Raw genomic sequence first — 25085 nt, 5'->3', positions numbered from 1 at the left:
ACCCGGTCAGAAGCTCGACCGGGTCGCGGGCACCTTGATCCCCTGCTCGGCGGCGGCGTTCTCATCGGCCTCGAGATTCGTGATGATCGCCAGGAGACCCTTGCGCAGCACGCGCACCTCGTCCTCCTCCAGCCCCTTCAGCGAGATCAGGTTGACGTCATGCGCCATCGGCTCCAGCCGGTCGCGCAATTCCCAGCCCTTGGGCGTCAGGAATATCCGCAAAGTCCGCTTGTTGCCGTCCATCTTCTGCCGCGTGATCACGCCCTGCTTCTCCAGCTTGGTCAGCGCGGCATGCGCGGTGGGTTCGGTCAGATGCGCGCGCTGGCTCAGCTCGCGCTGCGACAACCCGTCATTGTACCAAAGGATGCGCAGGAAGATCCATTGGCCGAAGGTGATCCCCTCGTCCTGAAGGCGCATCTGCAGCGAACGGTTGAAAGCCCTGGCGGCGAGACGAACGAGACGCGCGAGGCGCTCTTTGGTCAGCTTGGGATCGAAGTCTTCATGCCCCGAGGGCGCGGTTTCATCCATGTGGAACGGTCTCAATCGGCCAGAAACGAAAGCCCCGTCGCCAGCGCGATGCCGGCGGCGGGTCGCTTCCATTTGTGCTGATTTCCCGTGCAGGACGCAAGGGTTAGATGTCTTTTCAACCGTTTCGTGTCACCCGTTGCCCATCCACGACGCCCCGCATAGCCATTCTGTTCAGCCGTCCTGTTCCGCGGTCATGCCTTCGGCCATCTCCTTGACGTAGCCGCGCAGGATGCGGGCGTCGATCACCACCGACTTGCCCGCGCGCACCTGCGCCACGGCATCGGCCAGCGCGGCCTCGAAGGCGGCCACCGTCGCGACCGGGCCGATGCCCACCGCGCCCTGCGCCCGCGCGAGGCCGGCGATGTCGATATCCGGCTCGTCGATCGCCTGGCCGATATGCTTGTTCTCGACCGGGCGGTCGCGGTCGCGGGCGACGCGTTCCTGGTGGATCTCGTCGTTGAAGAACGAGCGGTTGTTGGCCACCACGATCAGCATCGGCACGCTCTGATGCGTCCCGGTCCACAGCGCGGTCGCGCCCATGATGAAATCGCCGTCGCCCAAAACCGCGACCGGCATGCGGCCCGTGTCCTTCAGTGCCAGCGCCGCGCCCACGACCATGCCGGGGCCCGAGCTGATGCCTGCGCCGCCGTCATAGCCCAGATAATCGAGCGGCCCGGTGAAATCGCAATGGCGACCGTCCCAACCCAGGGGCAGACGCACCAGCGTGTGCGGATCCTCGGCCAGCCCCGCGCGCAGCACATGCGAGAGCGCGTCGAGCGACAGCACGGCATCGGGCTCCTGCCCGTGCGGCGCGGGTGCCGTGCGGGGCGCGGGTGCGGCGGGTTCCAGCCCCAGCCGTTCGCACAGCGCCGCGACCAGCGCATCGGCCTCGGTCAGGATGGTGAGATCGCTCGCCACCACGTCCTGATGATCCATCGACCAGCCGTTCGTCAGCATCGGCTCGAGCGTGGCGTTGACCACCTTGGCCCCGGCGCCCAGCTTGCCCTGCGCCAGCGTGCCGGCCGGGTCCACCCAATCGAGGCACAGCACCAGATCCGCGCCCGACAGCGCCTCGACCGATTCAGCCGACAGGAAGAACCCGGGCGCGCCCGCGTGCAGTTTGTGGCGCGTCGGGAAGGCGGCGCCGGTCTTGATGTCGGTGATGACGCGGGCGCCGAAATACTCGGCCAGCGCCACGCGCCGCGCCCAGTCCCCTTCATCGCGCGAGACGCGGCCCATCAGGATCACCGGCGATTGCGCCTCGGCCAGCATGTCGGCCAGGGCCGAGACCTGCGCGGCACTCGCACCCGGGGCCTGAGGGGCTGCGAAACGCGCGGGATCGGGCAGCGCGGGCATGGCTTCGATGGCGGTTTCCTGCACCGTCACGTCGAAGCAGACATAGGTGGGCGCCATCGGGGCCGAGGTGGTAATCTGCATCGCCCGCATCAGCGACGACAGCGAGGCGGCCAGCGACGCCGGTTGATCATCCCATTTCACATAGGGCCGCACCACCGCCGCCTGATCGCGCGAGGTATGCAGCCAGTCGATCCAGGGCCGACGCTTGGCCGCGTCGACCGGGCCGGTCGCGCCGAGGATCAGCATCGGCACGCGGTCGCACCAGGCGTTGTAGATGGCCATCGCGGCGTGCATCAGGCCCACATTCGCGTGCAGCACCACGGTCATCGGCTTGCCGGTGATCTTGGCCCAGCCATGGGCGATGGAAACCGCGTGTTCCTCATGCAGGCACAGCAGCATGTGCGGATCCTGGTTGCCGAGGTAGTTGACCATGCTGTCATGAAGGCCCCGGAAGCTCGAGCCGGGGTTGAGCGCGACGTAGGGCGTGTCGAGCCGGCGCAGCATCTCGGCGATGGCGTCGCTGCCGTAGAGCGTCTTCACCTCGCAGGGTGTGGGGCGGTCGGTTTCCCTGGTCATCTGTCTCTCTCCCGTTTCGGAATTCTTGTGTTATTTCAGGTGCGCACCAGCGCCAGCACGATCACGCCTGCCATCGCCATCAGCGAAGCCAGCGCGAAGATCGGGCCGGGGCGATCCTCGGTGCGCAGGACCCAGGCGGCCAGCCAGGCCGCGAGGAACATCTCGATCGTGCCGATGATCGCCACGGCGGTGACGGTAGTGAAACTGAGCGCCACGAATTGCGCGGTCTGGCCCAGCGATACGAAGGCGGCCGCCACCAGCTGCCAGCCGGTCGGGCGGCGGAACAGTTCGCTCAGGTGGCGGCGATAGGCGGCGCTGAACAGGGCTGCGACGGCGAACCACACGAAGGCGGCTACCGCGCCAATGAAGGCGCCGATCAGCGGATCGGGCAGCCAGCGCATGGCGAACTTGCGCGCCACGTAGGATCCGCCATAGCTCGCCGCCGACATCAGCGCCAGGACACGGCCGGTGTTGCGCTCGCCGGCCGCTCGCCGGGCGTCCTCGTCACCGGCAACGATCTGGCATCGGTTCGACAACACCACCAGCGCCACGGCGGCGAAGACCAGCACGAAGGCCAGCGCGCTGGCGCCCGTCAGGCTCTCGCCCAGGAACAGGATGGCCAGCACGGCGGCGAACACCGGGATCAGCCGGCGGATCAGCCCGGTCTCGATGGCGCCAGCCAGTTCGATGGAGCGGAAGAAGAAGATCCGCCCCAGCACCGTGGCCAGCATGCCCGCCACCACGAAGATTGCCACGCCGGTCCAGAAACCGGCGTCGATGGGCGGCAGCGACGGCCCCATGATCAGCCACAACCCGCCCGAGAACAGCGCCGTCAGCACGATCGACAGCAGCACGGCATTGCCCCGCCCGCCCTTTTCGCGCGCGTTCTTGGTCGCGGCGACCGAGCCGAAGGCATAGCAGAAGGCGGCGAGGATGGCGAAGATCTCGCCGATAAAGGGGATCATGGGGACCTGTCGTGTTTCGCGCTCAGGCCTGGGCCTGCAATTCCTGCAGCAACCTGGCCGAGGACATCACCTCGCGCAGCGGCAGGCTGTCCTGGATCGCGTCCAGCTCGACCGAGTAGCTCAGTCCCTGCCCGTCCCAGAACCACCAGTAGACAATCTCGCCCTGCTTGTCGCGGATCGGCATTCGGAAGGTGGGGAACTTGCGCTCGTCCTCGGGCAGCGCGGCGCTGCCCGCCTTCTCATGCGCCAGCCCCAGACGGTCCAGCGCCTGTTCCAGCGGGATCATCGCCGTCAGGCGCGGGGCCTGCGCGACATGCGCCTCCAGATCGGCCGGGCGGCTGTCGCTCAGCCCCCGGAACAGGCGCACGACGGGCGGGTAGCTGTCGTGCTCATGGGTCAGCTGGGCATAGGCGAGGCCCTGCTCCAGCCGGATCTCGACGATATCGCCGGGTTGGTAACGGCTCATGCGGCCTCCTTGCTCACAGGCTGTAGGCTTCGAGGGTCGAGGGGTGGAACAGCTCATCGACCTGCACCCGGCGGGGCGAGAGGCCCTGCGCGAAGTGGTAGTCGAGGAATTTGTCCAGCACATGCGCATTGGCGCCGACGCCATAGCTCCAGGGATCGGGACCCATCAGCGCGCGGGCCCGGTTCAGCGTGTCCTCGACAAAGGGCATCGTCACCTTGGTGGCCGAGGTGTCGTTCAAGGCCTCTTCGGCCAGTTTCTTCGACTCCGAGAACGCCTTGAGCAGGGCTGCGGGCAGGAAGGGGTATTCCTCGACCAGGGTCCGGCGCACGCCCAGCACATGCATCACCGGGAAAATGCGGGTCTCGCGGAAGTAATCCTCGGCCGCGCCGATGCTGTCGCGGAACAGGCGGCCGACATGGGGATGCCCCTCGGCAAAGCAGCGCGGCCAGCGCGGGCCGATAAAGCCGTCGATCTCGCCCGCCGCCAGCATGCCGTTGAGCGTGGCGCCCTCGGGCGCCTGCTCAATGGTGATGTCGTCGGGCAGCGTGAGCGCGATCTTTTCCGGCCGGCCCGGCGTGTCCATGCCGCCGCGCACCCAAGTCACATCCGAGGGTTTCACGCCGAAATGCTCTTCCAGGATGCCGCGCACCCAGACGTTGGCGGACAGCTGGTACTCTGCGATGCCGATGCGCTTGCCCTTCAGGTCCTCAGGCCGGTCGATGCCGCGGTCGGTGCGGATATAGACCGAGGTATGGCGGAAGGCGCGGCTCAGGAACACCGGCAGGGCCACGTAATGCGGGTTCCCGCGCGCGACCGAGATCGAATAGGACGACAACGACAGCTCCGAGATGTCGAAGGCCTCGTGCCGGAAGGCGCGGAAGAACATCTCTTCGGGCGACAGCAGCATCGGCACGGGATCGACACCGTCGATCTTGACCCGGCCGTCGACGATGGCCCGCGTGCGGTCGTAATTCCCCATGGCGAGGGAGAGTTTCAGATCGGACACGTGTTCCTCCTTTACGTGATGCCGCATTGGCGCTGCAGATCCACCGGCTGACCCGAGGCCGCCGATTCCAGGATCGCGTGACAAATTTCGAGGCTGGCGCGGCCCCAGGCGCCGGTCTGGGCGGGCGCGCGATCCTCGCGCACGGCGCGGACCAGCGCGTCGATGACCGGCCCGCGCGGGGCGGGTCCGAAGGGCACCTCGACGAAGCGGCGCTCGGTGTCGCCGCAGACATCCAGCCCGCCGGGCGTCAGCCGCAGGTCGGCGCGGTCGCACAGCGCGATCACCGGGCCGAAATGCTCGTTGCTCTCGGCCTCGATCAGCCCGGCGCCGCTGCCATAGGTGCGGGTCTGCTTGAGCGCGGCTTCGGCCTCGGCGTCGAGCCCCTGCAAGGCGCGACGCGCCTTGCCATAGGCGGCGGGGTCCTTGCGCTGGCCCAGCTCGCCCACGTTATCCATCCAGACGTCGCTGTCGAAATGCGCGTAGCCGGAATAGGTCAGGCTGGCGAAGGAGCCGTTGGCAAAGGCGATGAGCGCGCTGAACGCGCCTTCGGTCGGGCGCGCGGGATCCCAGGCGCCGGTCATCGCGGTCACGCGGGTGGCCATGCCGCCCGCCAGCCTGCGCGCCACGTCGACCTGGTGGATCGCCTGACTAAACAGGATGCCGCCACCCTCTTCGGTGCGCAGCTCCTCGGGGCGCCGGGGGCGGTAGAGGAAATCGGTATAGTTGAAGGCTTGGATCATCCGCAGGGAGCCCACCTCACCGCTCTCGATCAGGCGCGCCGCGGCCTCGACCGGCGGGTCGAAGCTGTGGCTCGGCCCGACGATCAGGTGCTTGCCCGAGGCCTCGGCGGCCGCGACCATGCGGTCGGCATCGGCCATCGAGATGGCGATCGGCTTGTCGACCAGCACATGCTTGCCGGCGGCGAGCGCGGTGCAGACGTGGTCGGCGTGCATCTGGTGCGGCGTGGCGATATAGACGGCCTCGACTTGCGGATCGGCGCAAAGGGGCACGATGTCGTCGTAGGTCCGACCGCCGAATTCGGCCTCGAAAGCCGCGCGGCTTTCGGCGCGGGGAGCGGCGGCGGCGACCAGTTTCACGCGCGGATCGGCGGTGAAGGTCGGGATCATCAGCATGAAGCCGCGGCCCAGCCCGACGACGCCCAACCTGACGGGCATTTGCGCGGGCTCAGAGGTCAAGGACCAGCCTCCCGCCCGAACAGGCGCGCGAGACGCAGATCATGATCTTGTCGGCCTTTTCCTCGTCCATCAGCACCATGTCGCGGTGATCGGCCTCGCCTTCCAAGAGCCGCGTCTTGCAGGTGCCGCAGGTGCCGCTTTCGCACGAGCTGACGGTCGGGAACCCGGCATCGCGCATCGCTTCCAGGATCGAGCGGTCGGCCGGCACGGTCAGCGTCTGGCCGCTCTTTTTCAGCTCTACCTCGAAGGCCTCGTCATCGGCGCGCACCACATCGACGGGCTTGAAATCCTCGAAGTTGACGCGGCCTTCCGGCCAATGGCCCGAGATCGCCTCGATCTCGTCCATCAACGGCTTGGGCCCGCAGCAATAGACGTTCAGCTTCTGCGGCTCGGCGAAATGGTCCCAGAAATCATAGATCTTCTCGGGGTCACCCTCGTCGTGATGGGCCAGGACACGGTCGCCGTAAGCGGTGGTCAGGTCCTCCAGGTAGGCCGCCTCTTCTGCGCTGCGGCTGAGGTAGATGATGTTGAAATCCTTGCCTTCCCGCTCAAGATGCGCGGCCATGGCTGAGATCGGCGTGACCCCGATGCCGCCCGCGATCAGCAGGTAGCGCGGCGCGTCGGCCATGGGGAAATCGTTCTCGGGCACCTCGACGTTCAGCTCGAACCCCTCGACCGCCTCGTCATGCATCGAGGCCGATCCGCCCCGGCTGGCCGGCTCGCGCTTCACGGCGATCTTGTAGTGGTCCGGCGCGGTGCCGTCGTTGACCAGCGAATAGCGCCGCATCGCCCCCGAGGGCGTCTCGACCGTGACATGCGCGCCGGGCGTGAATCCGGCCAGCGCGCCCTCTTCCATCGGAACCAGCGTGAATTCGGTGATCTGCGGGGTCAGCGCGCGTCTTGCACCGACGCGCATCCTGATGAGCTCCATTCGCCCCTCCCAAAAAACGTGTATCTGCCCTTGCTAATTTAGATAGCTAAGTATATGTTGTCAAGCATTCGAGATTGGCCTTCACGGGCCCGGGCCGCAGGAGGAGTACGAGATGCTGACCCCCGAAGAGAACGAAGTCCTGACCCGCGTGACGGGTGACGCGCCGATGGCGAAACTGATGCGTCAGCACTGGACGCCGGTCTGCCTGATGGAGGAAGTGGCCGAGAACGACGGCAAGCCGCTGCGCGTCGAAGTGCTTGGCGAATCCTACGTCGCGTTCCGTGATACCAAGGGCCGTCTCGGCATGCTCGACGAGCTCTGCCCGCACCGCAAAGCCTCGCTGGTCTACGGCCGCAACGAGGATTGCGGCCTGCGCTGCCTGTATCACGGGTGGAAGATGGACGTGGACGGCAACGTCGTCGCCATGTCCTCGGAGCCCGAGGGCAGCCCGCTGATGGACAAGGTCAAGGCCCGTTCCTACCCGGTGCGCGAATGGGGCGGTTTCGTCTGGGCCTGGCTGGGGGACAAGGCCGACATGCCGGAGTTCCAGCCCCCCGCCTTTGCCCCCACCGAGGACACGCCGGTCGCCATCCTGAAGATCCGCGTCCCCGCCAACTGGGCGCAGATCCACGAGGGCCAGATCGACAGCGCGCATTCCTCGTCGTTGCATTCCTCGACGATGAAACCCGCGCGCGTGGAAAGTGCCGCGGCCGATGACAAATCGTGGTACCGTCCGTCGACCGACAAATCGCCGCGCATGCAGACCGAGACCACCAGCTACGGCTTCCACTACGCGGCGATCCGCAAGCCGATCAAGAACGCGGCAACGCATCATTACCTGCGCATCACCGAGTTCGTGGCGCCATACTATTCGCTGATCCCGCCCAACAACGCCTACAAGGTGGCCAGCGTCATCGTGCCGATCAACGACGACGAGACTGCGTTCCACTTCCTCGCCTTCGGCGGCCCGAAGGTGCCCTCGACCGAGGAATGGCGCGCCTTCAACCACGCCGTTCCGGGCAAGGACCTGGACGAGAAGTGGCGCACGCTTCGGACGCTGGACAACGACTTCAAGCAGGACCGCGAGCTGATGAAGGAAGGCCATTTCACCGGCGTTCCGGGCATCCCGAACGAGGACATCATCATGTGGGTGTCGATGGGCAGCCGCGTGCAGCGCCATACCGACGTGCTGGGCGCCTCGGACCTCGCCATCGTCGAGTTCCGCCGACTGATGACCGACGCCGCGCAGAAGGTGGCCGAGGGCGGCCCGGCGATCGGCACCGAGAGCTTCGCGCTGCAGTCGCGCATCGCCTCGCACGAGGGGGTCTATCCCAAGGATGTCGACTGGCGCACGCTGGTCGCCCATGACCCGGCCGAAGCGGCCGAGTGACGCGCTCGCGCCTTCCTCCCAAGGCGCAAGCAAGGAAGGCCCGCACGAGCAATCGAGTGGGCCTTTTTTCATGTTTTTGCACAGAGTTGAGCGCGCCTCTTCAGACGGTTTCGAGGCGCGCCGCCAGCTCTGCCGAAGTTTGGCGCAGCAGCTCGGACAGTTCATCCGCGCGGCGTGATATGCGCTCCGTCGGCCCGTGAATCCCGATGCCCAGCGGGCGTGCATGACCCGGCGGCACCGGGATCAGCGTCGACATCATCGAGGCATCCCAATGCACCGTGCGGTGCGTCGGAATGTCCAGCAGGTCGCGCGCGTGAAGGATCGATACGTCGGTATCACGATTGGCGTCGAGCACCGCCTCGAAGGCCGCCTGGGGGTAGTCGCGCGGCGAGATCAGCCCCTCGGCCACGGTGCGACGGTAGATCTGCAGCGCCACGGGCCGCGCCGCGCGCGCCAGCATCAGCCAGCCGGTGCCGTTCTGTACCATCAGCCGACGGTCACCCGCGCGGATATGGGTGTTGCGCCCCTCCCGCCGGTGCAGCGAGGTGACGTAATCGACATGCAGGTCGGCGGGCGCGGCCAGCACCACCGGCTCGCCCGCAGCCTCGCGCAGACGGCACAGGGAATCGAACAGCACGGTCTGCTCATAGTCGTCGACCTGCATCCAGCCCGTCAACGTCTGCAGCCGGGGCGCGGGGAGATAGGCATGGGTCGCGGGATCGAGCGTCATGTAACCCATGTCCAGCATGGTGCGCAAAAGCGCGGTCAGGCTGGAAACCGGATAGCCGAGCGCGGCGCCCAGTTCGTGCAGCCGGGCAGGCTGTCGGTGACTGGCGAAGAACTCGAGGATCTCGAACACCCGCGCAGCGGATTTCACCTTGTCTGCGGTCATCTCCCCTGCCCTTTCGGTTCACACAGCTCGGCGACCCGTTCCGGCCCGCTCCGCCCTGTCCCAATCTAGGCGAACCGGGGCGCTGCGGAAAGGGTTCGCGACGCGGCCCCGGCGGATGTCGCGCAGCCGGCGCACGGGACTACAGGGCAGAATTCACATCCTCGAAATATCCGCCGTGCGGGGTGGTTCGCGTTGACCGGAGGCCCGATTTCGCAAGGCTGTCGGCAAGGGAGACGGCAGGATGCGCGCGCGATGGCGCAGCGGCACGGCCCTCCCCGTTCATCCCTTTCGGCAGGCGGCGGGCACGCCGCGACCGTGCCCTGACACCAGACGAGGTTCCATGCCCGACACCGCCCCCTCCATCCCCCTCCCGCCGTCGTCCGGCACGATCTGCGTCGTCGGCGCGGGCTTCATGGGCTGCGTGATCGCCACGCTCTATGCCCATCACGGCCACGATGTCGCGCTGTGCGACATGAACACCGAGTTGCTGGCCAGCTTTGCCGAGCGCGCGCGCCCGATCGCCGCGACCTTCGCGGATGACCCGGCCGCCGTCGACGCGATGCTGGCACGCGTGCGCACCGAGCCCTCGCTGGCCGAGGCCGTGAAGGGCGCCTTCATGGTGCACGAGGCGGTGCAGGAGAAGCTCGAGACCAAGCAGGCGCTGTTCGCCGAATTGGACGCGCTCTGCCCGCCGGAGGTGGTGCTGGCCACCAACACCTCGTCGCTGTTGCTGTCGGACATCGGCGCCAAGGTGAGCGGCAAGGAGCGGATCCTGGGCCTGCACTACATCACGCCCGGGCACATCATCCGCTCGATCGAGGTGATCCACGCCGATTTCACCCCGGCGTCGCTGGTGGAATGGGGCCGGGCCTTCGTCGAATCAATCGATCACGTGGGCGTCGCCTGCGGGGAGCGGCCGGGCTTCCTGATCAACAAGATCCAGTTCGCCATGCTAACCGAGATCTATCGCCTGATGGACGAAGGCATCGCCAGCCGCGACGATATCGACGCGGCCGTGCGGCTGAGCATCGGGCCGCGCCTCGCGCTGTGGGGGCCGCTGCTGACCGAAGATCTGATCGTGTCGAAGGCGACGGCGCTGGCCGTCACGGATTCGCTGTACCACCAGACCGGGGACGAGAACTACAAGGGCCGCAAGGCGCTGCGCGACCTGGCCGAGGCCGGGCACATGGGCGCGATCACCGGACGCGGCTGGTACGAGTACGACGCGCCCTATGCCGAGATCGTCGAGGAGCGCGACCGCCAGCTGACCGACCTCCTGGACTGGCTGCGGCAGCGCGACCCGGTGGGCCGGCTGGCGCCCCGCTGAGACAAGAAAAGGGGGCGGATGATCCGCCCCCTTTTCTTCCCACAGTCCTGATAACGGCTTACTGGCCACCCAGATTGATGTGGATGTTCTTCTCCTGCGTGAACGAGATCAGCTCGCCGATCCCCTCCTCGCGCCCCAGGCCCGACTGCTTGTAGCCGCCGAAGGGCGCACCCAGGAAGTGCCGCCCGACCTCGTTGATCCAGACGAAGCCGGCCTCGGCGCGGGCCGCCGCGCGATGCGCCGTGGCCAGGTCCTTCGACCAGATCGAGCAGGTCAGGCCTACGTCGAGGCCGTTCACCTCGTCCATCATCCCTCCCTCTTCCGACCAGCGGCGCAGCACCAGAACCGGGCCGAAGATCTCTTCCCGGGCGACGCGCATGTCCGGTGTGACATCGGCGAAAATCGTCGGTTCGACGAAGCAGCCGTCCGCCATCGCCCCATCGGTCACCGCGTTGCCGCCGGTGACGACGCGCGCGCCCTCTGCCTTGCCCGAGGCGATGTAGCCCATCACCCGGTCGAAATGCTCGCGCCCGACCAGCGCGCCCATTGTCGTCGCGGGATCGGTCGGCATGCCCGGCTTGAAGCGCGACACAGCCGCCTCCAACCGATCGACCACCGCGTCGTGCAGGTCGTCATGAAGGAACGCGCGGCTGGTCGAGCCGCAGCTCTGCCCGCACCAGCTGAAGTTCATGCCCGCGACGATGGCGTTGGCCACCTTGTCGGGGTCGCTGTCCGGATAGGCGATCAAGGCGTTCTTGCCGCCCAGTTCCAGAAGTACCGGCTTCAGCGTGTCGCTGGCCGCGCGCATCACCGCGCGCCCCGCCCCCACCGAGCCGATCAACGTGACCTTGTCGACACCCTTGTGCGAGGCCAAGGCCGCGCCCGCCTCTGTCCCGCCGGGCAGCACGGTGAAGACGCCCTTGGGCAGCAGGCCGTCGATCAGCTCGGCCAGCCTCAGCGCCGAGAGCGGCGCCTGCACCGGAGGCTTGATGATGACCGCGTTGCCCGCAGCCAGCGGTGCGCCCATCTTACCGCCGCAGAACATCAGCGGGTGGTTGAACGCCAGGATCCGCGCCACCACGCCCAGAGGCTCGCGCAGGGTCATGTTGATGCGCTCAGGCCCCATCGGGATGGTGTCGCCCTTCATCTCGGTGACGAGGCCGGCAAAGAATTCCATCTGCGCCGCGGCGACGCCCGCGTCGCCGCGCATTTCGGTATAGGGGTTGCCGCAATTGGCGGAATCCAGCAGCGCCAGCTCGTCGCCATGCTTGCGGATGATGACGGCGATCTCCTTCAGCACACGCGCGCGCTCCAGGGGCGCCACGTCGCGCCATTCGCGGAAGCCAGCGCGGGCGCTGGCCACGGCCACTTCCACGTCCGCTTCGCCCGCCGTGGCGACCTGCGCCAGCACCTTGCCGGTGGCCGGGTCGAAGGTGGGATCGGTGCGGCCGGATTGTGCCGCGTGCCAGGCATTGCCGTAGTAGAGCCCGAGATTCGCGGGCAGGGTCGGTTCGAGCATGGAGCCCTCCTAGTCTTACAGATGGCGTCTCAGGAAAGGCGGGCGACCGGGGCCGCCGCGCCGAGGGTTGTCACAGCATCGACGGCAGCAGCGTCGTCAGCCCGGGAACCAGTGCCAGCGCGATCATGCCCAGCAGGTACAGCAGCACGAAGGGCCAGGCCGAGGAGAAGACCTTACCGAGGCTGGCGTCCTCCCACGCGCTTTTCAGCGCGAAGAGCGTGTAGCCGAAGGGTGGGGTCATGCCCCCCACGGTGATGTTCACCAGGAACAGCAGCCAGAACCAGATCGGATCGAATTGCAGTTCCTCGATGATCGGCAGGTAGATCGGGATGACGATCAGCATCAGCGCGATCTGGTCGATGAACATGCACAGCACGAAGGGCAGCAGCATCAGCAGGATCAGCATCACCCAGCGCGACTGCTCCAGCCCAACGACCCATTCGGTCATCGCCGAGGCCCCGCCGGTGAACGCCAGCAGCTGGCTGAACAGTTTCGAGCTGGCCATGATGAACAGGATCATCGCCGCAACCTTGGCCGAGGAAACCAGCGACTCGCCGATCATCTTGAACGACAGGTTGCGGTAGATCGCGGCGGTGATCAGCGAGCCGATGACGCCCATCGCGCCGGCCTCGGTCGGCGTGGCGATCCCGGCCAGGATCAGACCCATCACCATCAGGATGATGATCGAGAACGGCACCACCCGCAGCAGCGCCCAGCCCTTGTCGGCCAGCGTGGCACGGGTGCCGTCGTCGGGTTCGTCGGGCGCCAGCGACGGGTTCAGCCAGACGCGGATGAAGCAATAGCCCAGGAAGATCGCGGCGAACATCAGGCCGGGAATGATCCCGGCGATCAGCAGCCCGGCAATGGAGACGCCGGCCAGCGTGCCGATGATGATGACCAGCACACTGGGCGGGATCAACGGCGCCAGGCTGGCGCCCGCCAGGATCGTGCCGGCCGACAGCCGCGCGTCGTAGCCGCGCGCGATCATGCCCGGCAGCAGCGAGCGGCCCAGCATGGCCGCCACACCCATCGCAGCACCCGACAGGGTGCTGAACACCGTGGCCAGCAGGATCGACAGCACGTACTGGCGCCCCTTCACCCGGCCGACCAGCGTGTCGATGGACCGGAACAGCACCTCGACCGAGTTCGAGCGGAACAGGATCTCGCCCATCAGGATGAACAGCGGGATGGTGACCAGAGATTGCGTCGTCGTCGTCTCATAGAGCGAGTTGACGAACATGCCGTAGCCCATCGGCCCCATGATGACCGCGACGGCCAGCAGGTTGACCAGAAGGAAGGCCGCGAAGACGGGCAGGCCCACGGCCATGAAGCCCAGAAGCAGCCCCACGCCGGTCGCGACGGCGGCAATACCTTCAACCATGGGTCACCTCGGGTTGGGAGTCGGTCTCGGAAGGCGCCGGGCCGAAGGCGAGGCGCAGGAAATACAGGCCGGAATTGGCCACGCCATAGGTGATGAAGGCCACCAGGATCCATTTCGGAATGCGCACGGTGGTCAAGGTCGCCGTCCCGCGCGAGGCCAGGTGCTGCACCTCGCCGATGCAAAGCCAGGCGGCCCAGAGGCAGGTCGCCGCCGCCACCAGGAAGCCGGCGCGCAGGATCACCTGGCGCAGCCGGCCGACCAGATCGGGCAGGATCGTCACGGCCACGTGCCCGCCTTCGCGGGTCAGCCAGGGCGCGGTGCTGAACACCGTGATCAGCAGCAGGAAGGAAACGAAATCGCTCGCCCAGAGGGTCGGCGCGCCGAAGGCATAGCGCGAGACGACCTCGAAGGCATAGATGAGCACGATAGCTGCCAGTGCACCGACCCCGATGAAGAACATCAGCCGGGTTAGCACGTCCTGAAGCGTCAGGATCGGTCGCATGGAGGGAAGCTCCTGGAAACGGAAAGGCCGAAGAGTCAGGGCCAACAGGAGGCCCCGGGAGGCGGAAGGACGCGCGGCGCCAAGCGGCCGCGCGTCGGAAGGGGCCGGGCCCCGATCAGCCGTCGAGATCGGCTTCGGTCGCCAGACGGCGCATTTCCTCGATCGCCTCGCCCGATTGCGTGGCCGCGAGGTCCATCACGCCCGAGAACCAGGCCGAGCTGAGCGTGCCCGCCAGTTCCTCGGACAGCTCGGTCACGCTCATGCCCTCTTCTTCAAGGGCGGCGCTCTCGTCGGCGACCAGCGTGTCGAACAGGCCATTGGCCTCGATCTCGAACTCGCGCGCGGCGGTCTCGATCTCGGCCCGAGTTTCCTCGGACAGGTCGTTCCAGGTGTCGAGGTTCATCAACACCAGATGGCCGACCTGGCCGAAGGTCGGGCGCATCATGTAGTCGGCGACCTCGAACCAGCGGTAGGACAGAGCGCCGATGGTCGGCCAGGCCGCACCGTCGATCACCCCGCGTTCCAGCGCCGGGTAGATCTCGCCGCCCGGCAGCACCACGGGCGAGCCGCCCAGCACGTTGATCGCCGGGTGGTAGATCGGCGTGCCGCGCACGCGACGTCCTTCGAGGCCGTTCTCGCCGACCGGCTCGTTCAGCATGATGTGGTAGCCATTCAGGTCGTAAAGCACGGCGATCAGCTTCAACTCCTGCTCCTGGTAATCGGCATCCACCGCGTCCCAAATTCCGGCTTCGCGCAAGGCCTCGGTATCGCCCGACAAGCCGTCCAGCGCCATTCCCACCGAAGTCTGGTTGAAGTGATAGGCACCATTGGTGAACAGCAGGTCGAACAGGCCGCGCGACACCGGGTCGAACTGCTCGAACGGGGGCACGGTCTCGGGGCCCATGACATTGACGCCGAAGCCCTCGGTCACGGCTTCGTCGAGCGTCTCGATGAACGACGTCAGCACGTCGACCGCAACATAGCTGGAATCCCAGCCCGACAGCAGGCGGAAGTCGCGGGCCTCGGCGGCACCAGTCATGCCCAGCGTCGCGGCCGATAGCGCCGAAGCGCCTGCAAGGGCACGCAAATTGTTGGTGAATGTGGTGGATGAAGTCATGTCGCTCGCTCCTCCCGTAGCGTTCCGACTGCGCCGCCCCCTAGACGGGCAGTCTGGTCTGGATTGGCTGCTCAACCTACATGATAAGCTATCTAAGCTTATTTGGCGGAGAGTACCTTGTCTTGATCGCCGGCGGGATCATTGCGACATTTCACATATATAAAATCGTACCGCCCTGCCCGTTCCGGCCTCAGCGCGCAGCCAGCCAGCGCCCCAGCTTCCGGTTCAGGAATGGCAGGATCAGCCCGGTATTCAATCCGGTCAGCAGCAGCGCCACGATGAACAGCGAGACCGCCATTGGCATGCCCTGGGTGAAGGGCCGCGTGGCCAGCACCAGGACGATGAGCGCGGGATAGACGGCCAGCATGCTGACCGCCCAGCGCTTCCAGAACTTCGGTTGTTGCGGCGGCACGGCGGGGGGGCTCTGCGTCGTGGGTCGGTCTGCGGTCTGGGTCGGATGGGTCACGTCGGTCTCTCTTGCAAAAACACGCGCGGCCCGGAGGGGCCCGGGCCGCGCGATCTGTTAGGGTGCATCAGGGTGGCATCAGCCGGCGGCGTTCTGTTGCACGCTGGCCCGGCGCCCCGCCACCAGGTGACGTGCCAACATGGCTGCCCCGAGCGCGATGCCCGCGACCGCGAGCAGCTGGAAGGGCGCGACCGCCGCAACCGCACTGCCTAGCAGAAGCACCCGCTCCGCTGGCGATACCGGCTTGCTGGCGAAGGCCTCGACCGCGGTGGCCACGGACAGCGTGGCAATCACGCCCCCAACCACGGCCAAAGTATTCGACAGCGGGTCGGCCAGCAGCATCAGTGCCGGGTTCCAGACGAAGGCGAAGGGCAGCATGAAGCCGATCGAGGCCAGTTTCACCGAGGTGAAGGCGATCTTGAACGGGTCTTCATGCGCAATCGCCGCCGCCGACAGAGCCGCCACCGCAATCGGCGGGGTCAGCGCCGAGAGAACGGCAAAGTACAGCAGGAACATGTGGCTCTGCAGCACCGGGTAGCCCAGTTGCGCCAGCGCCGGACCGACTAGCACGGCGGCCAGGATGTAGGCGCTCGGGGTCGGCATGCCGAGACCCAGGATGATCGTCACAACGGCGGCGATGACCAGCGTCAGGATCGGTTGCGAGTTGCTGATCAGCAGGATCAGGTTCGCAGCCTTCATGCCCAGGCCCGTCATCGACAGACCGCCGATCACCAGGCCCGCGGCGGCACAGGCGCCCGCCACCGGCAGGATGCGCAGCGTCGTCTCGCCCAGCCCCTCGATCACCTGCCACGGGGACAGGCGCGTGGCCTTCAGCAGCGTCGATGCGATGATGACACCCATCACGCCGATACCGGCGGTGAAGGTCGGCGAATAGCCCGAGAGCAGCGCCACCACGATGCCGATGATCGGCAGCAGGAAGACCCAGCCGGTGCGGAAGGTCGAGGCCGCGGTCGGCATCTCATCCTCGGACGGGCGCAGGTCGTCGCGCACCGCGCGCAGGTGCACCTGGCTGAAGACGCCGATGTAGTACAGCAGCGCCGGAACCAACGCCGCGACCACCACCGCCTTGTAATCCACGCCGGTGTATTCGGCCAGGATGAAGGCGGCCGAACCCATCACCGGCGGCATGGCGCTACCGCCCGTCGAGGCCGCGACCTCGACTGCGCCGGCAAAGCGCGCGCTGTAGCCCAGGCGCTTCATCACCGGGATGGTGATTGAGCCAGTTGCCACCACGTCCGAGGTCGGACTGCCCGACATCGTGCCGTAGAGCCCCGACGAGATCACCGCGATCTTTGCCGGACCGCCGCGCGTGCGCCCTGTCAGGAGCGCCGCGAGATTGAAGAAGAACTCGCCCCCGCCCGCTTTTGACAGGAAGGTGCCGAACATCACGAACAGGAAGACATAGCTGGCCACCACTTGGATCGGCACCCCGAACACGCCGTCCGTGGTGAACACCAGGATGTCGAGCAGGTAGGTGAAATCGTCGACGCCATGCCCGAAGGGCGGCGGCAGCAGGTAGCCGAACCAGTTGTACGCCAGGAAGGCCACGACCACGATGGTAAGTCCCATGCCCGTGGTCCGGCGCGTCGCTTCGAGGGTCAGGAGGAGTAGCGAGATGCCGAAGAAGAGCTGCGCGGGCGTGAACGGATCCAGCAGGCTGATGCGGTCCGCAATGGCGGTGGCGTTCACGAAGAAGAAGATGCCCGCTGCCAGGCTGAGCAGCGACAGGGCGATATCATAGAACGGGATGCGGTCGGGAGCGTTCGGCGTGGCACCGATCGCCGCGAACATGATCGCGTAGATCCCCGAAACGAAGAGGATGCCCAGAACTAGCGGATCCGAGATGGTGAAGAGGTTGGCGTAGATCACCCAGGCCGAGAAGATCGCGGCCACCACGACGATGGCCCGTTGCTGGCCGGCCGCAAGATCCCTCCTGCGGCCGGTGGAGACGAGTGTCCCGATCATTGCGACAGCCCTGCCTCACTGTAGGCACGGGCGGCGCCGGGGTGGAACTCGAGCACGCTGGGCGTGGCGAGCAACTCGGGCGTCAGGGATTGCATGGCGCTGTGAACCGCGCGCACCTCGTCGATGTTGGTGATGAGGGCGTTGGTCAAGGCATAGGCGTCGTCGTCGCTCATCGCGTCGGTCGCGGCCAGCAGCGCCCCCAGCGTCACGGTGTTCACGTCCGCCTGCTGGTTCGAATAGCTGCCAGCGGGAATGACCATCTGGCCGGTGCCGAAGCGCTCGTTGGTGGCGTCGATGACCTCCTGCGGGACCGACAGCAGCACAACGTCAGCATTCGTGTCAACCGCGCGAAACGACGAGTGGTTGATGAAGATGCCGTTGGTAATCATGTCGAGCCGTCCGTCCTGCAGCAGCTCGCCCTGCTCATTGGCGCCGGCGCGCACGAACTGGCCGCCAGCTTCGGCCAGGGATTCGTCGGTCACCCCCACCAGCTCGAACATCATCAGCGCGATGTTCGAGGTGATGTTCCCCGAGCGGTTGATGCCGATGCGGATCGGCGCGCCGCTGCCGGCGATGTCGTCCAGGCTGTCGATGCCGTATTGCTCGGCCATCGAGCGGTCGAGGAAGAAGTGCATCGGCGCCCAGTTGTACATGTAGCCGATGGCCCGCATGTTCGTGATCGGCCCGCGGAAGGGCTCTTCGCCTCCCAGCGCGAGCTGCGCCTCGGCGTCGTGCACCAGGCCCAGATCCGTGCGCCCGGCGCCCAGCAGGCCGATGTTGGCGAACCCGCCGCCCGTAGCCTGATAGGTCACCACGGCCGAGGTGTCCGCCACCTGCGCGGCGCGGTCGATGCCGGCGCCCAGCAGCGACCAAAGGCCGCCCGGGTTCCCGCCTGAAAGAGTGAGGTTGAGCGATTGGCCGTGACCAGCCGTCGCCGAGACGGCGAGGCCGGCAGCCATCGCGATTGCAGTGAAACGCATAATCATGTCCTCCCGTTTGGCCCTGCGTCGCGCCCCTCTCCCGTCCGACATCCGGAACACGGGGGCCGGATCGGTGGTTTGCGAAACATAGCTTAGACATCTATCTTTAAAGCCCTCGCTAGGAGATTGTCAACGATTAGATACCAAAGCTTGCTATCCCCCCACTCAAGCTCGACGCGGAAGGCGTTACGGTCCCCCGCGGCGCTGGAAACCGGGTAATGCCGACACTCACGAAAGCAACATACATCATGACGAAGACCCTGTGCGGGCGGGCGCCCTCGCCCATCCTGCAGCAGCACTATTGCGCCTACCGGTGCTACGACGCCGAGGCGGGCCGCGCATTTCATGAGGATTTGCGGCTTTGATGGTGTGCCCCCCCGACGGCATCGATGTGCCAAGGTGGGTCTGCAAGGATCCACAAAGGAGAGCGGTCATGTCGGAGATTATCACGGTCGGGCTCGATCTGGCGAAGAATGTGTTTCAGGTCCACGGTGCCGACGCTACGGGCCGGGCGGTGCTGCGCAAGAAGCTGCGAAGAGATCAGGTCTGGCATTCTTTGGACAGCTGCCGGCCTGCGTCGTCGCGATGGAAGCCTGCGGTGGCGCCCATTTCTGGGGGCGCGAGATCGGGAAGATCGGGCATGACGTGCGGTTGGTCCCACCCGCCTACGTGAAGCCATTCGTGAAGCGCCAGAAGAATGATATGGCTGATGCCGAGGCGATCTGCGAGGCGGCGACGCGCCCGACGATGCGCTTCGTGCCGGTGAAGAGCGAGGAGACCCAAGGCGCGGCGATGGTCTTTCGCATCCGCGAGTTGCTTATCCGGCAGCGAACCCAGACCATCAATGCCCTGCGCGGGCATCTGGGCGAGTTCGGAATGATCGTTCCGCAGCGCGCGGCCAACATGTCGAAGCTGATTGCCATTGTGGAAGACCCGGAAAGCGGTCTGCCTGCCGATGCCATCCCCACGCTCAAGGTGTTGGTGGCGTCACTCGCCCATCTCGGAACGGAAATCGGCAAGCTCGATGCCGAGATCGCCCGGTGTGCCAAGGAGAATGAGGTGGCGCGGCGCCTGATGACAGTCCCGGGGATAGGTCCTCTGATTGCCACGGCCATAGCGGTTCTGGCTCCGCCCCCCGAGACGTTCCGCAAAGCGCGCGACTTCGCGGCCTGGCTCGGGCTCACGCCCCGTCAGCATTCCACAGGAGGCAAGCAGCGTCTCGGGGCCAACACGAAGATGGGCGAACGGTCGTTGCGGCGATTGCTGATCATCGGGGCCAACAGCGTCATCATCAAGCGGCATGTTCATGCCGCTGCCCGGCCGGGCACATGGCTTGGCGAGATGCTGACGCGCAAGCCGCCGATGCTGGTGCGGGTCGCGCTGGCGAACAAAATGGCGCGGATCGTCTGGGCGCTGATGGCCCGAGGCGGCGCCTACCAGTCTCCGACCGCTGCGGCGTAAGCCGTCACTGGTCGCGAGGACGTCGGAGCGGAAGAGGGCAAGGAGACGTTTGGCGCACGGTCGTGAGACGGGATCGGGAGAACCAGAGCGCAACAGAGTGCCATCGAGCACGCGGCTTTGATCTGGACCCGACCTGCGAACACCATACATGGTGTGATTGCGGCGGCCGCTCTCCGATGGCGATCGAGGTCCGGTATATTGGCCTCATGGATAGTAGCCGTGAGGAGAACGACCATGAAACACTATGCCGGTTTGGACGTATCGCTGAAAGAGATTTCGATCTGCGTCGTGGACGGGGAAGGCAAGACCATCGCGCAGGGCAATTGCCCTGCGGACCCCGAAGGCGTCATGGGCTGGTTTCGAAATCGATCGCTGGCACCGCAGCAAATCGTGCATGAGAGCGGGATGCTGTCGATCTGGCTGCAGCGCGGGATGGCCCGACTGGGATTGCCGGCGACCTGTATTGATGCCCGCAAGGCGCACAAGAGCCTGTCGGCACGCCTCAACAAGTCCGACGTCGGCGACGCAGAAGGGCTGGCCCAGCTCGCTCGCACCGGCTGGTTCACGCCGGTTCATATCCGCAGCGAAGGGGCGGATCGCCTGCGTGTTCTGGTAAGCGCTCGGGAACGACTGATCCGTCTCCGTAAGGATCTCGAAGGGCATATCCGTGGGGTTCTCAAGACCTTCGGGATCCGAATGTCCGGGACGAGCCAAGGCCGGCAGCGTCAGGCGTTCCGCGATCAACTGGCCGCCGCCGGGGCGACCGATCCGCTATTGGGTGTGATTGCTGATGGTTTCATCGCCACGCATGCCACGCTGTGCCAAGCTGCCGCCGATCTCGATGCTGCCGTGAAGAAGATGGCCCGCGACCATCCCATAGCGCGCCGTCTGATGACCATTCCCGGCGTCGGGCCGGTGGTGTCGTTGAATTTCATCGCGCTGGTCGATGAACCAGCGCGGTTCAGCAAGACCTCGGATGTCGGCGCCTATCTCGGGCTGACACCAAAACGGCACCAATCCGGCGCAGTGGACTGGTCGGGTCGGGTGTCGAAATGCGGCGACGGAGTCATGCGGAGCCTGCTGTTCGAGGCCGCAACAACCCTGATCACACGAGTGCGGAAATTTTCGGCCTTGAAGAGCTGGGCTATTCGCCTTGCAGGACGACGAGGCTTCGCGAAGGCGGCCGTGGCCGCCGCACGAAAACTCGCCGTGCTCATGTTGACGATGTGGAAGACAGAAACCGATTTCAATTGGCAAAAGGAGGCCGTTGCCTGACCTGAATTCTCGCCTCGCTTGGCGGGGAGCGAAGTCCCGAAGGGGCGGAGGTTGGTCGATCTCGCGCGGGCCGATGGGAAGTGGAGTGTTCCGCAGAACCCGAGCCATACATTGAAGACGACCAGCACCGAAAACCATGATGAGGCGCACACGCGTGACCTCGGAGAGAACCATGACCCTGGACGGACGGCTCGCTTTCCCGATTGACAATACCGCAATCAGAGAACGGGCCCGCGGCGTGATGATGGCCGCAACAGAGGCCGGATACATGTCAGCACCCGACACCGCGCGAAACTGATCCAGAAACCCTCTTGCGCAAGGGGCGGTTATACATGTTGCGCAAATGCTGTGAAGGTTTCACCTTGCGAATCCAGTCTGTTAGTCAGGCTGCATGAGCAGACCCATACCCCCGACCTACAAGACCAGGAACTGGCCAGCCTACAATGAAGCAGTCAAGCGCCGGGGCTCGCTGACGATCTGGTTTGACCCCGAGATGAGCTGGGATGCCGCGCCGACAGGCAGGCGTGGCCGCCAGCAGACCTACAGCGATGCCGCTATCCAGACGTGCCTCTCGATGAAAGTGCTGTTCGGCATGGCGCTCCGGCAGACGACCGGGTTCGTCGAGAGCCTGCTACGGCTGGTCGGCCTGAACTGGACGGTGCCCGACTTCAGCACGCTATCTCGCCGCCAGAAGACCTTGGCCGTGAACATCCCCTACCGCGGCTCCAAGGGGCCGTTGCAGCTGCTGATCGACAGCACCGGGATCAAGGTCGAAGGTGAAGGCGAGTGGCACGCACGCAAGCATGGCGGCCCGAAACGGCGCGTCTGGCGCAAGCTCCACCTTGGGATCGATGAAGAAACGTTGGAGATCCGGGCCGTCGAAGTCACCGGGAGCCACATCGGTGATGCGCCCATCCTACCCACCTTCTCGACCAAATCCCGCAGGACCAGGAAATCGGTAGCGTTACGGCTGATGGCGCCTACGACACGCGCAAATGCCACGATGCGATTGCAGATCGCGGTGCCCATGCCGTCATCCCGCCCCGCAAGAACGCGAAGCCCTGGAAGACGATCACCGCCGGAGCCGTGGCGCGAAATGAGGCCCTGCGCGCGGCGAAATACCTGGGCCGCGCGCTCTGGCGACGATGGAGTGGATACCACCGCCGAAGCCGCGTCGAGACAAAGATGCATTGTATCAAGTTGCTGGGCCAGCGGCTCATGGCACGGGACTTCGATCGACAGGTCGCCGAACTCCAGGTCCGCATCGCCGTCCTGAACGGCTACACCGCGCTCGGAATACCCGTCACGGAAGCTGTGGGATAAGTCCGTCCGGGGAAAGGGGAACCTCGGCCTTAAGCCGATTTGTGCATCAGAGCCCTTGACACTAATAATTAGCTATCTATGTTTTTTCCCGGCGATGGTTCCCCGGAAGAGGAGCCGGATTTCATCGCTGCATCAAACTGGAGGAAATTCATGTCACGGACAGCCAATTTGGCCGGCCCGCGTTCGCGGACCGGAATGGTGGTGCTTTGCCTCGCTCTGACCGCGGGCTTCGCCCCGCTCGCGTCGGCGCAGGAGCAGCCCGCCTTCAACGAACATGCGGGAACCCTGCCGGACGGGACGGCATGGCTGATCCGCGTGCCCGAGAACTGGAATGGTCGACTACTCAGGGATCTGGATTTCGCCAGCAACGTTTCGGTCGCGTCAGCGGTCCAGCGGTATGACGACCTGCTCGGTCGTGGCTATGCCTTCGCCGGGCTCGCCCGGCACCCGCTGCGCCTGTGGCAATACGATCCGCAGCGTGAAATCCTGAATCTACAAGCTGTTCAGGACATTTTCACGGACCTGGAGCGCGCTCCTGACATGGTGCTGCAATACGGCTGTTCTGGCGGAGGGCTCGACAGCCTCGCTTCGGCCGAGGATTACCCGGACAGGATCGACGGTGCCGCCGTGCTTGCCGCCCATACGCCGGTCTGGATCATGAGCAGTTTCCTGGATGGCTGGTTCGCCATGCAGACCCTGCTGGGCGAAAGCTATGAGGCCGCTGGGCACGGTCCGGCCAGCGATCTCGCCATCGTCGGCCTGCCCAATGCCGGAGCGGGTGGCGAGCGCAGCCTTGACGCGATCCGTGCGTCCTGGATGGCCGCCATCGAAACGGCGGGCGAAAGCCCGGAGGGCCGCGCGCGGCTGGCGCTTGCCTTCGCCATCGGACAGTGGTCGCCGTGGATGGTCGAGGGGACCGAACTACCCGACACCGCGGATGCCGGCGCCATGGCCGACATGATCGTGGCCTCGGCGCTGCGCATCGGCGGTAATGTTGGCGGGTCCTCGCGGCTTCTGTTCGAAAACGCCGCATCGGGGCAGCAACTTTCCGGGAACGAGGGGGTCGACTATGCCGCCTTCTACCAGAATGCCGCACCCGCGATGGCGCGGACGGTTGAGGCGCTCTACGAACAGGCCGGTTTGGACCTTCAGGCCGACATTGCCAGGATCGACGCCGCCCCCCGCATCGCGGCCTCGGATTATGCGCGCGATTTCTGGGCCGCAGACGGGCGCACGACGACCGGCGATCTGCAGGTTCCGGCGATCCGCATCCACATGCTGGGCGACTGGGCCATTCCCTACACGCTGATGGAAGGCTACGGCGCGCTGGTGCAGGAGCAGGGTACCGGCGATCTGTATCGGCAGTCGCTGGTCCAGGGCACGGGCCATTGCGAGTTCACGGCTGCCGAAAGCACGGCCATCGTCGAGACCCTGGTCGAACGGATCGAAACGGGCGCCTGGCCCGAGACATCGCCCGAGGCGCTGAACGCCGCAGCCGAGGCGCTGGAAACCGGGAGCGCCCCCCGGTTCATCGAACACGGTGATTGGCGCGTGGCAGCCTATAACCGGCCCTGGGTTCCGGCAGAATGAGCCGATGGGGAACTGGCGCTGCGCCGGTTCCCCCACAGGTCCGGTGGCGCAAGTCATTGGTGGACCGTCGCCAACGCGCAGTGGGCATCTCTGGCGAGGGCAAGTGTTCCCATGTCTGGACGACCCCTGCTGCGCAAGCTGGGAATTGACGCGCCTATGCCGAAAGCAGTCATGTCTACGGCCTTTGTGGTGCGGTCTAGCCGCTGGCCCAGATGAAGTCCGCGGATCGGGTCCCAATCAAAATTGCGCGCTTTCTGCGCCTTGACCCCCTGGGGTGTCCCGATCCCCGGTTCGACCGGTTTGTCATCTCTTCTCAGCTTCACGCATTCCGTCAGCGGTTCCGCGCTCAGGAGACAGGGGCCGCGTAGATCTCGTTGCGGCGCAGGAGCGCCCAAGCGATCCGGGCAGTCTTGTTGGCGAGCGCGACCGCAACGACTTTCGGTCGCTTGCGTGCTTTAAGCCCAAGCATCCAAGCCTTGCCGGCATCGCCCTGCCTTGCAAAGCGAAGCACCGCAGTCGCGCCGGAAACGAGCAGTCGCCGGATATATCCATCACCCTGCTTGCTGATCCCGGTCTGTCGATCCTTGCCACTGCTTGAGTTCGCCCGTGGCGTCAGGCCTAGCCAGGCCGCGAACTGTCGTGCCGAGCGGAACAGGCTCGGATCCGGAACATTTGCAGCAATTGCGCTGGCGGTGATCGGTCCGATACCGGGAATGGTCGCCAGTCGCCGGCTCGTCTCGTGCGTCCGGTGCCACTCGAGGATCCGTTTCTCCAGGGCCTCAGCCTGATCGGCAATCGCCTGTGCAGCGACACCGCTGGTGAAACAGCGCGACATTGCAGGTGGTGATTTTG

The 25085-nt window shown here is 65.9% G+C and carries 21 protein-coding genes and 2 pseudogenes; 7 read left to right on the top strand and 16 right to left on the bottom strand.

Annotated elements, in window-relative coordinates; translation table 11 throughout:
• Positions 1–6: 6 nt before the first annotated feature.
• The 7 genes from G0A00_RS23680 to G0A00_RS23650 form a co-directional block, all read right to left on the bottom strand.
• Complete coding sequence (locus G0A00_RS23680; RefSeq protein ID WP_127109467.1) at positions 7–528, bottom strand: MarR family winged helix-turn-helix transcriptional regulator; 522 nt, start codon at positions 526–528, stop codon at positions 7–9.
• Between the two features lie 171 nt (positions 529–699).
• Positions 700–2460, bottom strand: a complete 1761-nt coding sequence (locus tag G0A00_RS23675) for a thiamine pyrophosphate-binding protein (RefSeq protein ID WP_018065869.1) — start codon at positions 2458–2460, stop codon at positions 700–702.
• 35 nt (positions 2461–2495) lie between these two features.
• Positions 2496–3425, bottom strand: coding sequence for a DMT family transporter (locus G0A00_RS23670; RefSeq protein ID WP_164184739.1), 930 nt, complete (start codon positions 3423–3425; stop codon positions 2496–2498).
• 22 nt (positions 3426–3447) lie between these two features.
• Complete coding sequence (locus tag G0A00_RS23665) at positions 3448–3891, bottom strand: hypothetical protein (RefSeq protein WP_164184740.1); 444 nt, start codon at positions 3889–3891, stop codon at positions 3448–3450.
• Positions 3892–3904: 13 nt separating this feature from the next.
• Positions 3905–4897, bottom strand: coding sequence for an ABC transporter substrate-binding protein (locus G0A00_RS23660; RefSeq protein WP_368667741.1), 993 nt, complete (start codon positions 4895–4897; stop codon positions 3905–3907).
• An 11-nt stretch (positions 4898–4908) separates the two neighbouring features.
• The gene (locus G0A00_RS23655; protein ID WP_164184754.1) at positions 4909–6072 is read right to left on the bottom strand and encodes a Gfo/Idh/MocA family protein; all 1164 of its coding nucleotides are present in this window, start codon (positions 6070–6072) and stop codon (positions 4909–4911) included.
• Positions 6073–6082: 10 nt separating this feature from the next.
• Positions 6083–7024, bottom strand: coding sequence for a PDR/VanB family oxidoreductase (locus G0A00_RS23650; RefSeq protein WP_164184741.1), 942 nt, complete (start codon positions 7022–7024; stop codon positions 6083–6085).
• A 112-nt stretch (positions 7025–7136) separates the two neighbouring features.
• Here G0A00_RS23650 and G0A00_RS23645 point away from each other — a divergent pair, with 112 nt between their 5' ends.
• Positions 7137–8414, top strand: coding sequence for a Rieske 2Fe-2S domain-containing protein (locus G0A00_RS23645; RefSeq protein WP_164184742.1), 1278 nt, complete (start codon positions 7137–7139; stop codon positions 8412–8414).
• 100 nt (positions 8415–8514) lie between these two features.
• On the opposite strand, the gene G0A00_RS23640 is transcribed toward G0A00_RS23645, so the two are convergent.
• Positions 8515–9306 carry a helix-turn-helix domain-containing protein gene (locus G0A00_RS23640; protein WP_164184743.1) on the bottom strand — a complete coding sequence of 264 codons (792 nt, stop codon included), beginning with the start codon at positions 9304–9306 and terminating at the stop codon, positions 8515–8517.
• 340 nt (positions 9307–9646) lie between these two features.
• Here G0A00_RS23640 and G0A00_RS23635 point away from each other — a divergent pair, with 340 nt between their 5' ends.
• Entirely contained in the window at positions 9647–10633 is a 987-nt protein-coding gene (locus tag G0A00_RS23635; RefSeq protein ID WP_164184744.1) for a 3-hydroxyacyl-CoA dehydrogenase family protein, read from the top strand.
• Between the two features lie 58 nt (positions 10634–10691).
• Here the strand turns inward: G0A00_RS23635 and G0A00_RS23630 are convergent, their stop codons facing one another.
• The 7 genes from G0A00_RS23630 to G0A00_RS23600 all read right to left on the bottom strand — a co-directional run bounded on the left by G0A00_RS23630 (position 10692) and on the right by G0A00_RS23600 (position 18584).
• On the bottom strand, positions 10692–12152 hold the full coding sequence (locus G0A00_RS23630; RefSeq protein WP_164184745.1) for an aldehyde dehydrogenase family protein: 1461 nt from the start codon (positions 12150–12152) through the stop codon (positions 10692–10694).
• A 70-nt stretch (positions 12153–12222) separates the two neighbouring features.
• Entirely contained in the window at positions 12223–13533 is a 1311-nt protein-coding gene (locus G0A00_RS23625) for a TRAP transporter large permease (protein ID WP_164184746.1), read from the bottom strand.
• Positions 13526–14035, bottom strand: a complete 510-nt coding sequence (locus G0A00_RS23620) for a TRAP transporter small permease (protein WP_164184747.1) — start codon at positions 14033–14035, stop codon at positions 13526–13528. Before G0A00_RS23620 ends, G0A00_RS23625 begins: the two co-directional genes overlap by 8 nt.
• A 115-nt stretch (positions 14036–14150) precedes the next feature.
• A complete protein-coding gene (gene dctP / locus G0A00_RS23615) occupies positions 14151–15152 on the bottom strand; it encodes a TRAP transporter substrate-binding protein DctP (RefSeq protein ID WP_164184748.1) in 1002 nt (333 codons plus the stop codon).
• 190 nt (positions 15153–15342) lie between these two features.
• Positions 15343–15618, bottom strand: coding sequence for a hypothetical protein (locus tag G0A00_RS23610; protein WP_164184749.1), 276 nt, complete (start codon positions 15616–15618; stop codon positions 15343–15345).
• Positions 15619–15696: 78 nt separating this feature from the next.
• Positions 15697–17604: a TRAP transporter fused permease subunit gene (locus G0A00_RS23605; protein WP_164184750.1), complete on the bottom strand. Its 1908-nt coding sequence runs from the start codon at positions 17602–17604 to the stop codon at positions 15697–15699.
• Positions 17601–18584: a TAXI family TRAP transporter solute-binding subunit gene (locus G0A00_RS23600; RefSeq protein ID WP_018065884.1), complete on the bottom strand. Its 984-nt coding sequence runs from the start codon at positions 18582–18584 to the stop codon at positions 17601–17603. Before G0A00_RS23600 ends, G0A00_RS23605 begins: the two co-directional genes overlap by 4 nt.
• Before the next feature lie 433 nt (positions 18585–19017).
• On the opposite strand from G0A00_RS23600, the pseudogene G0A00_RS23595 reads away from it, so the two are divergent.
• From G0A00_RS23595 to G0A00_RS23580, 5 genes and pseudogenes are all read left to right on the top strand, one after another.
• A pseudogene (locus G0A00_RS23595) lies at positions 19018–20045 on the top strand (IS110 family transposase).
• 234 nt (positions 20046–20279) lie between these two features.
• On the top strand, positions 20280–21320 hold the full coding sequence (locus tag G0A00_RS23590; RefSeq protein ID WP_164184751.1) for an IS110 family transposase: 1041 nt from the start codon (positions 20280–20282) through the stop codon (positions 21318–21320).
• Between the two features lie 172 nt (positions 21321–21492).
• Positions 21493–21618: a hypothetical protein gene (locus tag G0A00_RS26805; protein ID WP_255455375.1), complete on the top strand. Its 126-nt coding sequence runs from the start codon at positions 21493–21495 to the stop codon at positions 21616–21618.
• Positions 21619–21789: 171 nt separating this feature from the next.
• Positions 21790–22643, top strand: a pseudogene (locus tag G0A00_RS23585) (IS5 family transposase).
• A gap of 150 nt (positions 22644–22793) precedes the next feature.
• Entirely contained in the window at positions 22794–24233 is a 1440-nt protein-coding gene (locus G0A00_RS23580; protein WP_024099412.1) for a hypothetical protein, read from the top strand.
• Between the two features lie 346 nt (positions 24234–24579).
• Here G0A00_RS23580 and G0A00_RS23575 read toward each other — a convergent pair.
• Positions 24580–25085 (bottom strand): IS110 family transposase (locus tag G0A00_RS23575; protein ID WP_164184752.1); only part of this gene is annotated, 506 nt, incomplete at its 5' end.

The organism is Salipiger sp. PrR002, from assembly GCF_010500775.1.
GTDB lineage: Bacteria > Pseudomonadota > Alphaproteobacteria > Rhodobacterales > Rhodobacteraceae > Salipiger.
This window is presented reverse-complemented; position numbering and strand designations above follow the sequence as displayed.